The organism is Streptococcus oralis (assembly GCF_001579175.1).
GTDB classification, from domain to species: domain Bacteria; phylum Bacillota; class Bacilli; order Lactobacillales; family Streptococcaceae; genus Streptococcus; species Streptococcus oralis_O.
Genome location: NZ_KQ970759.1, coordinates 106,882 through 120,918 on the forward strand (window position 1 = coordinate 106,882; position 14,037 = coordinate 120,918).

Genomic DNA, 14,037 nt, shown 5'->3' on the forward strand with positions numbered 1-14,037 from the left:
CATTATATCATAGAAAATAAGATAACCAAATAAAAAGGCATTTTCAGTTAAAAGTCAAAAAATGCTTCGACTTTTCCAAGAGTTTCTCCGTAAAATATGGTACAATGAAATGTACTGAGATTCACCTATTTACTCTATTATTTTAGGGAAAATAAAGGTGGAAATCGGGAATTTTTCTAGAAAAGAGTCTTAGTTGTATGAGAAAATTTAATAGCCATTCGATTCCGATTCGGCTTAATTTACTATTTGCGATTGTCATCCTGCTCTTTATGGCCATTATTGGTCGTTTGTTATACATGCAGGTGCTCAATAAAGATTTCTATGAAACAAAATTGGCCTCAGCCAGCCAAACAAGGGTAACAACCAGTTCAGCTCGTGGACAGATCTATGATGCGACAGGGAAACCCTTGGTAGAAAATACTGTCAAGCAGGTTGTTTCTTTCACACGAAACAATAAAATGACGGCAGCTGAATTGAAGGAGACAGCCAAGAAACTCCTCACTTATGTAAATGTAACCTCTCCTGATCTGACAGATCGACAGATTGCAGACTACTACTTGGCGGACCAGGATGTTTACAAAAAAACAGTCGAATCCTTGCCAAGTGATAAACGCCTGGATTCAGATGGAAATCGTTTATCAGAAGCAACTCTCTACAATAATGCAGTTGAAAGTATTGAGGTGAGTCAACTTAATTATACAGATGACCAGAAAAAGGAAATCTATCTCTTTAGTCAGCTCAATGCCGTTGAAAATTTTGCGACGGGCACCATTTCTACTGATGGCTTAGATGATACCCAAGTTGCTCTCGTTGCATCAGCGTCCAAGGAATTACCAGGTATCAGCATTTCAACCTCATGGGATCGTAAAGTACTGGACACTTCTTTATCGACAATCGTCGGTAGCGTTTCAAATGAAAAGTCAGGACTTCCAGCAGAAGAAGTTGATGCCTATCTCAAAAAAGGCTATTCTCTCAATGACCGAGTGGGAACTTCCTATCTTGAAAAGCAATATGAAGATGTTCTTCAAGGCAAACGCTCCGTCAAAGAAATCCACCTCGACAAACACGGAAATATGGAAAGTGTGGAAAATGTTGAAGAAGGAAGCAAAGGAAACAATATCAAGTTAACGATTGATCTAGCTTTCCAGGATGGTGTGGATGACCTACTCAAGAGTTACTTCAACTCAGAGTTGGGCAATGGTGGAGCCAAATACTCTGAAGGAGTCTACGCTGTAGCTCTTAATCCTAAAACCGGAGCAGTTTTGGCGATGTCAGGTGTCAAGCATGATGTCAAATCCGGTAAATTAAGTTCAGATTCGCTTGGAACGATAACCAACGTCTTTGTGCCAGGATCTGTTGTTAAGGCAGCGACCATCAGCTCTGGTTGGGAAAATGGAGTCTTGTCAGGTAATCAAACCTTGACAGACCAGCCGATTGTTTTCCAAGGTTCGGCCCCTATTAATTCATGGTATACTCAAGCCTACGGTTCATTCCCGATTACAGCTGTGGAAGCCTTGGAGTATTCTTCTAATGCCTATATGGTTCAAACGGCTTTGGGCATTATGGGTCAGACCTATCAACCCAATATGTTTGTTTTAACTAACAATTTAGAATCCGCCATGGGGAAACTTCGTTCGACATTTGCGGAATATGGTCTTGGAGCCTCAACAGGCATTGACCTTCCAGATGAGTCAACTGGTTTTATACCAAAAGAGTATAATTTTGCTAATTACATTACCAATGCCTTTGGTCAGTTTGATAACTACACCCCAATGCAATTGGCCCAGTACGTTGGAACTATTGCCAACAACGGTGTTCGGATTGCCCCCCACATTGTTGAGGGGATTTATGGAAACAACGAACAAGGTGGCTTAGGCAGTCTGGTTCAAGAAACAGCCATTAAGGAACTAAACAAGGTCAATATCTCAGAATCAGATATGGCTATCTTGCAGCAAGGTTTCTATCAAGTTTCGCATGGAACGAGTGCTCTGACAACTGGTCGTGCCTTTTCAAATGGCGCAGCCGTTTCCATCAGTGGGAAAACGGGTACTGCCGAAAGTTACGTTAATGGCGGTCAAAAAGCCAATAATACCAACGCAGTCGCCTATGCACCAACCGAAAATCCTCAAATCGCGGTCGCAGTCGTCTTTCCTCATAACACCAATCTAACAAACGGTGTCGGACCTTCGATTGCACGCGACATTATCAATCTTTATCACCAACACCATCCAATGAATTAGAAAGGAACTTATGCTGTATCCAACACCTATTGCCAAGCTGATTGATAGCTATTCAAAGTTACCAGGTATCGGGATTAAAACGGCTACCCGCCTAGCCTTCTATACCATTGGAATGTCTGATGACGATGTCAATGAATTTGCCAAAAATCTCCTGTCTGCTAAACGGGAATTGACCTATTGTTCCATCTGTGGCCGTTTGACCGATGATGATCCTTGCTCGATCTGTACGGACCCGACTCGAGACCAGACAACCATCTTGGTGTTAGAGGATAGTCGCGATGTGGCTGCTATGGAAAATATCCAAGAATACCATGGACTCTATCATGTCTTGCACGGCCTCATTTCTCCGATGAATGGTATCAGCCCAGACGATATCAACCTCAAGAGTCTCATGACCCGTCTCATGGATAGTGAGGTTTCAGAGGTGATTGTGGCAACCAATGCGACAGCGGATGGAGAAGCGACATCTATGTACCTTTCTCGTCTCCTCAAGCCAGCTGGTATCAAGGTCACTCGCCTAGCACGAGGTCTAGCCGTGGGAGCAGATATCGAGTATGCGGACGAAGTCACACTCTTACGAGCCATTGAAAATCGGACAGAGTTGTAGGAGTCAGTTAAAACGTAGCTCATTTTGACACATAAGACGAGCCCTAGGAATTTTTCTAGGGCTTGTCTTTTTCTGTTTCTCACGAGAGGTGAACAAGCCTTGCTAATAAGACTACTCAAATTATAAGGCATCAAAAAACGGGTTTCCAAAATGACTAGTGGCGTCTTTGTCAAACTCATTCACTGAGCGATAGAGTTTACTCTAAGGAGATGAGCGCATTTGCCCTTAGGGTTTGTTTTGAAATCGCACTATTTTTGTGTTATGATATGGTCAATATACAATGAATAAGGGGAGTTTGAAGTATGGGTGGAAAGATAAAATCTAGCACGATAGCAGCAGAGGCAGCTATTAATGAATTGGTCGGGTATGACACGAGCAAGAAGCAAAATCAGCAAGTAGAATTTTCATATACTTCTGAAATCGCTGGGATGGAAGCGGGACGTCAGGCCTGCAACCAAATGCTTCAGGCAGTCAGTGATTTCAGCTCGGCTGTTTTGACCCAAGCAAATAAGTTTCCAGAAATTGCTCATAAGATTGAAAAACGCGACGTAGAGCTGTCTAAGAGAGATGGGAACATTAAAAATGGCAGATAAGAACGAAGAAAAACGCTACAAACTTTGGCGAGAAATTGTCAAGATTGACGATAAAGAAGAAAGTCTTCAGACTCTAAAAAGACAATATGAACAGCAGGTAACTCACTTTCACTCAGAAATCCAGAGTATCCACCATCGTATGGCGACTCTATTAGCTATCTCGCCTAGTTCTCGTCAGGTGATAGAGCAAATCGAAAGTGATAATAGAACCATTCAACGACAGATCAACTCTTATGTAGAAGAGGAACTGGATGAATTGGGAAAACAAACGAAGAAGGCTCGTCGAACTTTCGATGAAGCCAGAGAAGAACTGATAGCGGAAAGGAATCGGCTACCATGGGAGTAAAATACAGCGCACAAGAATCCCAAGAATTGATTCAGGCCATGACGAACAACCTCCAAGTCGCAAACGAAGTCACGGACCGCTTATCTAGTGGATGTGACCACCTGATTTCCTCTTTAGACTCAGGTGAACTGTCAGGAGCAGCCTACACAGCGGGTAAAGGTCTCTTTACAGACATTATCATCCCCTGTATCAAGAAGTTACAAGAAGCGGTAGACGATATCCAACTAGAGTTGACATCCTACAAATATGCGGATGCTCAGGTCTCTGGATATGGTGATTTGGACCTAGACCAACTCAAGGAACTGAAAAAGCTGAGGGAAGAGCAGTTAGCTATCGTAGAAGCTCAGATTCAAGCGAGGGAGAACTGGCTAAATCAAATCACGGATCTCTTTAGTCTCAATTGGGGGAAAGCCTTCTCTGAGAAGACCATCCTCTACAATACCAAGTCTCAAATCGAGTCAGGTATTCAGGATTTGGAAAACAAGATTGAAAAACTAGAATTCTTTGTCTCACAGGTTTCCCAGTATTTTAGTGATAGTCTAGAAGTCCTTGGCTTAGCGATTCAAGGAGCTACGCAACTAAGTAAAGTCATTGTCGATAGCGATGGCAACTACTATGCGGACGGTGTGGACATGAGCTGGGTACAGAAGATGAAGGATGTGAAGATTGTTTCGCATGCCAAAAGAGATTTTCAAGACTCTGAAACTCGTGCCATCAATAAAGCTTCTAGGGATATGATGCTATCGGAAGATGGTGATGCCTACTATCGTGCCGAATTAAAGAAGCGCTTAAAAGGTCACGACAAGTCTGAATGGGATAAAATAATTGACGACTACAATCACACTCTTAAGATTGACGAAACAGGGAATATCATTGAAATTTACCCATTTCAGCAAGGCTATGTCGTTTCAAAAAACGGGAAATACGATGCTGACTATACTCATTTGGTCAACAAAAAGTTTGATGAACTAAAAGCACAAAACTTTGAAGCAAATTCAGCCGAATTTTGGAGTGGAGTAGCTCAAATATTCTCTGGATTGGGAGTTTACTTTGCGAGTGGCGCCCTTGAAGTCTTGAGTATCATGGCTGGTCCACCAACAGCAGGGACAAGTATCGTAGCTGGTACGGCAGCATCTGTATCAGGGGTACAATATGGGAATGTACTGATGGCTAGTGGAGCAGTAACTAGCTTATCAGCTATCACAAAGACAGCCTTACAAAATGGCGAAATTCAGGTTGATTATTCTAGCAACTACGATAGCTGGAAGGCCAATAAACCTACGAGTAAGACTTTTGGGACTGTTGAAGGAAAAGTAAAAGGAAAGAAAGCGAATATTCGCGTAGATGCAGAACCCCATAGTGGTAAAGTTCAGATTCAGTCAGGGGGAGGGAAAGTCAGGTTATAGAGTTAATGCCCATAGGGGAATGGATGAAATTGTCGATGCAGCAAGTGCTAGAGAATGGATTGATGATATTTCAGAATTGAATAAATTATCAAATTATGAAAAAAATCAATTAGTCAAATATATTTTAAAAGCTGTTAAGTGGTTAAAATCATAGGAGGGAAAATGAAAGTTTACATCAAAGGTGATTACACCAAAGAAATTCCATTTGATTACATGGAACTAGCGAAAAGGATGTGGTTTGAGGAAAAAGATGGAAAAGAGCCGGATTTGTCGTATGCTGGGTATCTAGAACTACCGATTGAGAAACTTTCTATTCACTTAGAATTAGACAAGAAAACTCATGATGATAGATGGAAAAGTGTTCAGATTAAGGAAGGGATAAAGTATGATTTTTTATCCCATAAGTCAGAATACATACAGTTAGACTATGAAGATGCTATCATGTCGGATTTTCGTGAGAAAGGTGAATGTTTAAGAATTGCTTCTAAGCACCTTGACCTTCTCACTGTTGATAAACGAGCTATGTATATTATGGCGCTTGAGATTGCAAAGGTCATTGACGGGCAAATTAGCGAAGATGATAAAGAGAGCTGGTTAAGTGTGGAGGAATTTAAAAAACGGCATGAGGCTATCCTTTCGATGAGTTATGAAGAGGCTAATGAGCTGAGTTTGGAAGAAATTCCGTTTATGGACGATGTAAGAGACTCGGTTTGGGAAGAAGACGAACGCAGGAATGAAGAATACATCAAAATCCATGGTGAGCCAGTTTATGATGACGAGGAAGATGAGTGAGAATTTATAATCCCACCTATTTGAAAGAGAGTGTTGATAGAGGAAAGGCGAATGTTAGATAAAGTAAAACAGTTTAAGTGGTTGATTGTATTGTCCTTGTTCCTATTAGCGATTCCTTTATATTTTACTTACAATCATTTCCAACAATCTAGTGCTTTAAAGGAAGCTTTTGAAAAAAATGAAAGAATTGAAGTTCTTCATCGTTTGACGTCATCAGAAAAATATGCGTCTGATATCCGCAAGGCAGGCCATACTATTCCTTCTGATGGAGCTATTCGATTGGATGGAGTTATTTATCCATTAGAAATAGAAGGAGAACTACACTTGAAAATTAGCCCTCCAAAAAAAGATGCTAAGGATTTTCAGTTGTTTTTCATTACACAAGTTAATGAAAAACAAACGCATGTAGCTTTTATTTTAGATAAAAAGCTGAATTTAATTGATTCTAGCTATTCTCAGCAAAATGATAACGGGAAAAGAGAGATTATTTCTGTCTCACAATCCGAAGAAGCTTACTTGTTGAAAAGTGTTCAAAGCGAGATTGATGACTTCATTAAAAAAATGTATCAAATCTTGTATGGTTAGATTGTTAGAGAAAGTAACTTCTTGCTCAACACAATGCTGTATGAACAACACTTCTATGCTTATTTAGATAGAGGGGATGAAAAAAATGTCGGGACTTAAAAAAATACTAATCGTGATTGGATCTGTAATTGCCCTAGCTACTGGCTTGAATCTTTATTTTCAGTATCAAAACCACCAAGAACATATGCAATTAAAAACCTCCTTTGAAGAGAGTGACAATATAGTCGTCTTACAACGTTTGATGGCATCAGAAAAATATGCACCTGACATCCGTAAAGCGGGCTATGTCGTTCCACCCGATGGAGCTATTCGATTGGATGGAGGAATTGACTCCATAGGGATAAAAGGAGACATCGATTTCAAAATATCGCATCCTGGACGGAATGGGGTTACTGCTTATTTTGAAATAGAGATAGATGGTAAAATAACTAGTGCACTATATGAATTGGATAAGAACTTTGATTTAGTTTCTAGCGCCTATTTTCAAATAAATGAAAAAAATATAAATGAGAGAGTGAACATCTCTCAATCCGAAGAAGAGCACCTATTAAACATTGTTCAAAAAGAGCTTGAGGCTTTCATGGAAAAGATGTATCAGACTTTGTATGGATAGTTTACCAGAGAAAGTGGCTTCTTGCTCAGCACAATGCCGTATGAACAACTGGGCGTGTTGAGGAATTTTACTAGAAAAAGATGCTGTAGATGACAGACCAGCACACTTTGAAACTCAAGTGGTGGATAGGTAAAATTTCAGCTCTCAAATGAGGGCTTTTTTAGATACAAGTTTCAAAAAAGAAGCAAATATGATATACTAAAGAACGAGTATTCTATTAGAATTAGGACAAGCAATATGAAACAAACAATTATTCTTTTATACGGTGGGCGTAGTGCAGAGCGTGAAGTCTCTGTCCTTTCAGCTGAAAGTGTTATGCGTGCGGTCAACTACGACCGTTTCACAGTCAAGACTTTCTTTATCAGTCAGTCAGGTGACTTTATCAAAACACAAGAATTTAGCCAGACTCCAGGTCAAGAGGATCGTCTTATGACAAATGAGGCCATTGACTGGGACAAGAAAATTGCGCCAAGTGCTATCTACGAAGAAGGCGCTGTGGTCTTTCCAGTTCTTCATGGTCCTATGGGAGAAGATGGCTCTGTTCAAGGGTTTTTAGAAGTTTTGAAAATGCCCTATGTCGGCTGTAATATCTTGTCATCCAGCCTTGCCATGGACAAAATCACAACCAAGCGTGTGTTAGAATCTGTTGGGATTGCTCAAGTTCCTTATGTGGCTATCATCGAAGGGGATGATGTGACTGCTAAAATAGCTGAAGTTGAAGAAAAACTGACTTATCCAGTCTTCACTAAGCCGTCAAACATGGGTTCAAGTGTCGGTATTTCTAAGTCTGAAAATCAAGAGGAACTCCGTCAAGCTTTGGAACTTGCCTTCCAATATGACAGCCGTGTCTTGGTAGAGCAAGGGGTGAATGCTCGTGAAATTGAGGTTGGTCTCTTGGGCAACTACGAAGTGAAGAGCACGCTTCCTGGTGAAGTGGTCAAGGATGTTGCCTTCTATGACTACGATGCTAAGTATATCGACAACAAGATTACCATGGACATCCCTGCTAAGATCAGTGAGGATGTGGTTGCTGTCATGCGCCATAATGCAGAAACAGCCTTCCGTGCAATCGGTGGCCTTGGTCTATCTCGTTGTGATTTCTTCTATACAGATAGGGGCGAAATTTTCCTAAACGAGCTCAATACCATGCCAGGTTTTACCCAGTGGTCTATGTATCCACTACTTTGGGACAATATGGGAATCAGCTACCCAGAACTAATCGAGCGTTTGGTTGACTTTGCTAAGGAAAGCTTTGACAAGCGCGAAGCGCATTTGCTATAAAATGAAAGAGAGGGTAGAAGACGGAACCGTCACTGTAGGTGATTAGAGTTCTCGGACTTCACCCCTTTTTAAAGGAGTAGAAATGAAATTAACAATCCATGAAGTGGCACAAGCTGTTGGGGCTAAAAATGATGTCAGCATCTTTGAGGACACCCAGATAGAAAAAGCTGAGTTTGATAGTCGCTTGATTGCGAAGGGAGATTTGTTTGTTCCGCTCAAGGGAGCGCGTGACGGTCATGACTTTATCGAAACAGCTTTTGAAAATGGTGCAGTAGTAACCTTGACTGAGAAAGAGGTTGCAAATCATCCCTACATTCTAGTAGACGACGTTTTGACTGCCTTTCAAACTCTCGCAGCCTACTATCTTGAAAAAACAGCGGTTGATGTCTTTGCTGTTACAGGTTCAAATGGTAAGACAACGACCAAGGATATGCTGGCGCATTTACTGTCAACAAGATACAAGACCTACAAAACACAAGGCAACTACAATAACGAGATCGGGCTTCCTTATACAGTTCTTCATATGCCTGAGGAAACAGAAAAGTTGGTCTTGGAGATGGGGCAGGATCACTTGGGAGATATCCATCTCTTGTCTGAATTGGCTCACCCCAAGACAGCCATCGTGACCTTAGTTGGAGAAGCTCATTTGGCCTTTTTCAAAGACCGTTCCGAGATTGCCAAAGGAAAAATGCAAATTGCAGACGGGCTGGCACCAGATTCTTTGCTTTTGGTGCCAGTTGACCCTATCGTAGAGGACTACTTGCCAACTGATAAAAAGGTGGTTCGTTTTGGTCAAGGAGCAGAGCTGGAAATTACCGACTTGGTTGAGCGCAAAGATAGTCTGACCTTCAAGGCCAATTTCTTGGAGCAAACCCTTGATTTGCCAGTAACTGGCAAGTACAACGCTACTAATGCTATGATTGCATCCTATGTTGCCCTGCAAGAGGGAGTTTCAGAGGAGCAAATTCGTTTAGCCTTCCAAAATCTTGAATTGACGCGTAATCGCACCGAGTGGAAGAAAGCGGCCAATGGAGCAGATATCCTGTCAGATGTGTATAATGCCAATCCTACAGCGATGAAGTTGATTTTGGAGACTTTTTCGGCTATTCCAGCCAACGAAGGAGGCAAGAAAATCGCTGTCTTGGCAGACATGAAGGAACTCGGCGACCAGTCTGTCCAACTCCATAATCAGATGATTTTGAGCCTATCACCAGATGTGCTGGATACCGTTATTTTCTACGGAGAAGACATTGCGGAATTAAGCCAGCTGGCTAGTCAAATGTTCCCAATCGGCCACGTTTATTACTTCAAAAAAACAGCTGACGAAGATCAATTTGAGTCTATGATAAAGCAGGTCAAGGAAAACCTCGGTGCCAATGACCAAATTTTGCTCAAAGGCTCTAACTCCATGAATCTAGCCAAGTTGGTAGAAAGTTTAGAAAATGGGAGCAAGTGATTTTGCCAAGTATCTGCAAAGAATGATTGCCATTACAGATACTGGATTAACCTTTACAAAAGATCCTTTTGACCGCGAGCGTTACGAAGACTTGCGAAGCCTTTTATCTGAAATGTTGAATCAGGTATCAGACCTCGATGCAGAAGAAGTGGCAGAAGTCTTGAAACCAACGTCCGCTTATGCAACTCCTCTGATGGACGTCCGTGCTTGGATTGTTGAGGATGAAAAAGTCTGTTTAGTTAGAGGAAAAGGGGAGGATAGTTGGGCTTTGCCAGGTGGTTTTGGTGAAGTTGGCTATTCTCCAACCGAAAATATTCTTAAGGAAATTGAAGAAGAAACTGGTTTTACAGCAAAAGCTGAAAGGTTACTTGCAGTTTTTGACACTAATCGTTTCCAACTACAGAGCAAACAATATGCAAAGTTTGTCTTTGAATGTAAGCTTTTTGATGGACAATTTCAAGAAAATCAAGAGATTGCTGAGCTTCAATTTTTTGCTATTGACCAACTGCCGGCCTTATCTGAAAAACGCATCACCAAGGAGCAAATGGAGATTCTTTGGCAGGTTTATAAAGGACAAAGAGACCAATATGTTGATTAGTTTATGCTAGAGAAGTTGACAAATCAAAAAAGGGTATCTGCAAGGTGCATTTCTGCAATACAAATGATATAATAGGTTGCGAATTTAAGACGCAAGTATTCTATGCATGGCATGGAATCAAGTTTTTCAAAAAATTTAAAAGCTGGGGAAAGTGAATTTTTTACTGCCTCTAGCTAGATGAACGAGGAATAGAATATGAATTTGTGGGCTAAATTATTTACCACACAGATATCAGAACCGCCCCAGTTTGAACTCCACTGGTACATTGGTTTGTTATGTTTACTGGCTCTTACTTTCTATGCTTCTTATCGTTTTCGCGATAAAGTGGCTTACCAGCGTTTTGTTCAGATCCTTCAGTCTGTTCAACTGATTGTTCTGTATAGCTGGTATTGGGGAAATCTCATGCCTCTGTCAGAAAGTTTGCCCTTCTATCATTGCCGTATCGCCATGTTTGTGATGCTCTTGATTCCAGGGACATCCAAGTACAAACAGTACTTTGCCTTTTTAGGAACTTTTGGAGCAACAGCAGCACTGGCTTACCCACTCTTTGATCCTTACCCATTTCCACACGTGACCATTTTGTCCTTCATTATCGGACATGTTGCCCTTTTAGGAAATGCGCTCCTATACTTGTTTAGAAACTATCAACCTTCCCTTCTCGATTTGAAGAATGTGGCTGTGATTACCTTCGCCTTAAATGGCTTGATATGGGGTGTCAATTTAGTTGTAGGTGGGGATTATGGTTTTTTAAACAAACCACCACTTGTTGGGAGCTTCGGCCAACCCTTAAATTATCTCATTGTTTCGACTGTTATCGTAATAGCAATTCGCTTAACAGGGAAATTAGTAGAAAATTTTTTACAACAAAAATCGGAAGAATTTATTCAAGAGAAGATCTAAAATGATCTTCTCTTTTTTTGGTTTTTAAGAAACAAAAAGAAAATTGTGAACGTTAACTTCAAAATATCTCTTAGAAGAAGAATTTTTCTAGAAATTTATCAAAATCTGAGCACAATCGGATTTTTTGTGTTATAATATTCTGTGAATAGCTATGCCCAAGTATAGTTATTAAATAGAAGTGAGAAACTTGGAAGACAGAGAGGATGCGATGTAATGACTAGAGATGGTTTTTTTACAGGCTTAGATATCGGAACTAGCTCGATTAAAGTGCTAGTGGCTGAGCATAGAGATGGCGAAGTAAACGTAATTGGTGTAAGTAACGCCAAAAGTAAAGGTGTCAAAGACGGAATTATTGTTGATATTGAAGCAGCTGCTTCAGCGATCAAATCCGCAATCACACAGGCAGAAGAGAAAGCTGGTATTTCTATTAAGTCTGTTAACGTTGGGCTTCCAGCAAACCTCTTGCAGGTTGAACCAACACAAGGAATGATCCCTGTTACTTCAGATACTAAAGAAATCACAGACCAGGATGTTGAGAATGTTGTCAAATCAGCTTTGACAAAGAGCATGACTCCTGACCGTGAAGTGATTACCTTTATTCCAGAAGAATTCATCGTGGATGGTTTCCAAGGAATTCGTGACCCTCGTGGTATGATGGGTGTTCGCTTGGAAATGCGTGGTCTGCTTTACACAGGACCTCGTACAATTCTACACAATCTCCGCAAGACAGTGGAGCGTGTAGGTATTCATGTTGATAATGTGATTATTTCACCTTTGGCAATTGTGAACTCCGTTCTCAATGAAGGCGAACGCGAATTTGGTGCAACTGTCATCGATATGGGTGGAGGTCAAACTACTGTAGCGACTATCCGTAACCAGGAATTGCAATTCACCAACATCTACCAAGAAGGTGGAGATTACGTTACAAAAGACATTTCTAAAGTCTTGAAAACATCTCAAAAAATTGCTGAAAGTTTGAAACTCAACTATGGTGAAGCTTATGTTACACTAGCAAGTAACGAAACTTTCCAAGTTGAAGTAATTGGTGAAGTAGAGCCTGTTGAAGTGACAGAAAGCTACTTAGCAGAAATTATTTCAGCACGCATCAAACATATCTTTGACCAAATCAAACAAGAGTTGGAAAGAAGACACTTGTTAGATTTGCCAGGTGGTATCGTCCTTATCGGTGGAAATGCAATTTTGCCAGGAATTGTTGAATTGGCCCAAGAAGTATTTGGTGTTCGAGTAAAACTTCACGTACCAAACCAAGTGGGAATTCGCAACCCTGCATTTGCTCATGTGATTAGTTTGTCTGAGTTTGCTGGTAAATTGACAGAAGTGAATCTTCTTGCTCAAAAAGCGGTTAAAGGAGATGAATTCCTTCGTCAAAAACCAATCAACTTTGGTATTCCAAATCAACGTTTGAATCCAGTAGCGCAACCAAGTCCAACACAAGCAGCTCCAGCTGAAACTGTGACGGAAGCTCCAGTTGCTCCTAAGGAAGAATTCCAAGCAAGTTCTCAAAGTAAACCGAAGCTAACAGAACGTTTCCGTGGTTTGATCGGAAGCATGTTTGATGAATAAAAGAGGATAAGAAATTATGACATTTTCATTTGATACAGCAGCAGCTCAAGGCGCAATTATTAAAGTAATTGGTGTCGGTGGCGGTGGTGGTAATGCCATCAACCGCATGGTTGACGAAGGTGTTGCTGGTGTAGAATTTATCGCAGCCAACACTGATGTACAAGCTCTTAGCAGTACGAAAGCAGAAACAGTTATCCAACTTGGTCCAAAATTGACTCGTGGTTTGGGTGCTGGGGGTCGTCCAGAAGTTGGACGTAAGGCTGCAGAAGAAAGCGAAGAAGCTCTGACTGAAGCAATCAGCGGTGCAGACATGGTCTTCATCACTGCTGGTATGGGTGGAGGATCTGGAACAGGTGCTGCCCCAGTGATCGCACGTATTGCTAAAGATCTTGGTGCCCTTACAGTTGGTGTTGTGACTCGTCCTTTCGGTTTTGAAGGAAGCAAACGTGGTCAGTACGCTGTAGAAGGAATCAACGAACTTCGCGAGCATGTTGATACTTTGTTGATTATCTCAAACAACAACTTGCTAGAGATTGTTGACAAGAAAACGCCACTTCTTGAAGCACTTAGTGAAGCAGATAACGTTCTTCGCCAAGGTGTTCAAGGAATCACAGATTTGATCACGAACCCAGGATTGATTAACCTTGACTTTGCCGACGTGAAAACGGTTATGGCAAACAAAGGGAATGCCCTTATGGGTATCGGTATTGGTAGTGGTGAAGAGCGTGTCGTTGAAGCAGCTCGTAAAGCGATTTACTCACCACTTCTTGAAACAACTATTGACGGTGCTGAAGATGTCATCGTTAACGTTACGGGTGGTCTTGACTTGACATTGATTGAAGCCGAAGAAGCTTCAGAAATCGTCAACCAAGCAGCTGGTCAAGGAGTGAACATCTGGCTTGGAACATCAATCGATGAAAGTATGAAAGATGAAATCCGTGTGACCGTTGTGGCTACAGGTGTTCGTCAAGATCGAGTGGAAAAAGTAGTTGGTTCTCATGCGCCATACACAACAGGCCGCCCATCAGCTAAAACT

The 14,037-nt window shown here is 41.3% G+C and carries 13 protein-coding genes and 1 pseudogene; all 14 read left to right on the plus strand.

Annotated elements, in window-relative coordinates:
* The first annotated feature begins 197 nt into the window (after positions 1-197).
* The gene (gene pbp2b, locus SORDD24_RS00580; protein ID WP_061406601.1) at positions 198-2,240 is read left to right on the plus strand and encodes a penicillin-binding protein PBP2B; all 2,043 of its coding nucleotides are present in this window, start codon (positions 198-200) and stop codon (positions 2,238-2,240) included.
* Between the two features lie 10 nt (positions 2,241-2,250).
* Positions 2,251-2,847 carry a recombination mediator RecR gene (gene recR / locus SORDD24_RS00585; protein WP_000966754.1) on the plus strand — a complete coding sequence of 199 codons (597 nt, stop codon included), beginning with the start codon at positions 2,251-2,253 and terminating at the stop codon, positions 2,845-2,847.
* Positions 2,848-3,149: 302 nt separating this feature from the next.
* Positions 3,150-3,440 (plus strand): hypothetical protein, encoded by a 291-nt coding sequence (locus SORDD24_RS00590; RefSeq protein WP_061406602.1) that lies wholly within the window; start codon positions 3,150-3,152, stop codon positions 3,438-3,440.
* The gene (locus tag SORDD24_RS00595; protein WP_231082632.1) at positions 3,415-3,786 is read left to right on the plus strand and encodes a hypothetical protein; all 372 of its coding nucleotides are present in this window, start codon (positions 3,415-3,417) and stop codon (positions 3,784-3,786) included. The genes SORDD24_RS00590 and SORDD24_RS00595 overlap by 26 nt, the downstream gene beginning before the upstream one ends.
* Positions 3,777-5,346: pseudogene (locus SORDD24_RS00600) on the plus strand (virulence protein). Before SORDD24_RS00595 ends, SORDD24_RS00600 begins: the two are co-directional and overlap by 10 nt.
* 8 nt (positions 5,347-5,354) lie before the next feature.
* Entirely contained in the window at positions 5,355-5,984 is a 630-nt protein-coding gene (locus SORDD24_RS00605) for a hypothetical protein (RefSeq protein ID WP_061406606.1), read from the plus strand.
* A 51-nt stretch (positions 5,985-6,035) separates the two neighbouring features.
* On the plus strand, positions 6,036-6,569 hold the full coding sequence (locus SORDD24_RS00610) for a hypothetical protein (RefSeq protein ID WP_061406607.1): 534 nt from the start codon (positions 6,036-6,038) through the stop codon (positions 6,567-6,569).
* Between the two features lie 85 nt (positions 6,570-6,654).
* Positions 6,655-7,182 (plus strand): hypothetical protein, encoded by a 528-nt coding sequence (locus SORDD24_RS00615; RefSeq protein ID WP_061406609.1) that lies wholly within the window; start codon positions 6,655-6,657, stop codon positions 7,180-7,182.
* 237 nt (positions 7,183-7,419) lie between these two features.
* Positions 7,420-8,463 (plus strand): D-alanine--D-alanine ligase, encoded by a 1,044-nt coding sequence (locus SORDD24_RS00620; protein WP_061406612.1) that lies wholly within the window; start codon positions 7,420-7,422, stop codon positions 8,461-8,463.
* An 82-nt stretch (positions 8,464-8,545) separates the two neighbouring features.
* The gene (locus tag SORDD24_RS00625) at positions 8,546-9,919 is read left to right on the plus strand and encodes a UDP-N-acetylmuramoyl-tripeptide--D-alanyl-D-alanine ligase (protein ID WP_061406613.1); all 1,374 of its coding nucleotides are present in this window, start codon (positions 8,546-8,548) and stop codon (positions 9,917-9,919) included.
* Positions 9,906-10,517, plus strand: coding sequence for an NUDIX hydrolase N-terminal domain-containing protein (locus SORDD24_RS00630; protein WP_061406616.1), 612 nt, complete (start codon positions 9,906-9,908; stop codon positions 10,515-10,517). Before SORDD24_RS00625 ends, SORDD24_RS00630 begins: the two co-directional genes overlap by 14 nt.
* A 195-nt stretch (positions 10,518-10,712) precedes the next feature.
* Complete coding sequence (locus SORDD24_RS00635; RefSeq protein ID WP_061406618.1) at positions 10,713-11,417, plus strand: YwaF family protein; 705 nt, start codon at positions 10,713-10,715, stop codon at positions 11,415-11,417.
* A gap of 213 nt (positions 11,418-11,630) precedes the next feature.
* Entirely contained in the window at positions 11,631-13,001 is a 1,371-nt protein-coding gene (gene ftsA / locus SORDD24_RS00640) for a cell division protein FtsA (protein WP_061406620.1), read from the plus strand.
* 16 nt (positions 13,002-13,017) lie between these two features.
* Positions 13,018-14,037, plus strand: a 1,020-nt coding sequence (ftsZ, locus tag SORDD24_RS00645; RefSeq protein ID WP_081103474.1) for a cell division protein FtsZ, incomplete at its 3' end; no start/stop codon positions are given.

Excerpts from the sequence above, each read along its gene's own strand:
- pbp2b (WP_061406601.1), top strand. The coding sequence starts at position 198 with ATGAGAAAATTTAATAGCCATTCGATTCCGATTCGGCTTAATTTACTA.
- SORDD24_RS00635 (WP_061406618.1), top strand. The coding sequence starts at position 10,713 with ATGAATTTGTGGGCTAAATTATTTACCACACAGATATCAGAACCGCCC.
- SORDD24_RS00625 (WP_061406613.1), top strand. The coding sequence starts at position 8,546 with ATGAAATTAACAATCCATGAAGTGGCACAAGCTGTTGGGGCTAAAAAT.
- SORDD24_RS00615 (WP_061406609.1), top strand. The coding sequence starts at position 6,655 with ATGTCGGGACTTAAAAAAATACTAATCGTGATTGGATCTGTAATTGCC.
- SORDD24_RS00605 (WP_061406606.1), top strand. The coding sequence starts at position 5,355 with ATGAAAGTTTACATCAAAGGTGATTACACCAAAGAAATTCCATTTGAT.
- SORDD24_RS00590 (WP_061406602.1), top strand. The coding sequence starts at position 3,150 with ATGGGTGGAAAGATAAAATCTAGCACGATAGCAGCAGAGGCAGCTATT.
- SORDD24_RS00610 (WP_061406607.1), top strand. The coding sequence starts at position 6,036 with ATGTTAGATAAAGTAAAACAGTTTAAGTGGTTGATTGTATTGTCCTTG.
- SORDD24_RS00595 (WP_231082632.1), top strand. The coding sequence starts at position 3,415 with ATGGGAACATTAAAAATGGCAGATAAGAACGAAGAAAAACGCTACAAA.
- recR (WP_000966754.1), top strand. The coding sequence starts at position 2,251 with ATGCTGTATCCAACACCTATTGCCAAGCTGATTGATAGCTATTCAAAG.
- SORDD24_RS00630 (WP_061406616.1), top strand. The coding sequence starts at position 9,906 with ATGGGAGCAAGTGATTTTGCCAAGTATCTGCAAAGAATGATTGCCATT.
- ftsA (WP_061406620.1), top strand. The coding sequence starts at position 11,631 with ATGACTAGAGATGGTTTTTTTACAGGCTTAGATATCGGAACTAGCTCG.
- SORDD24_RS00620 (WP_061406612.1), top strand. The coding sequence starts at position 7,420 with ATGAAACAAACAATTATTCTTTTATACGGTGGGCGTAGTGCAGAGCGT.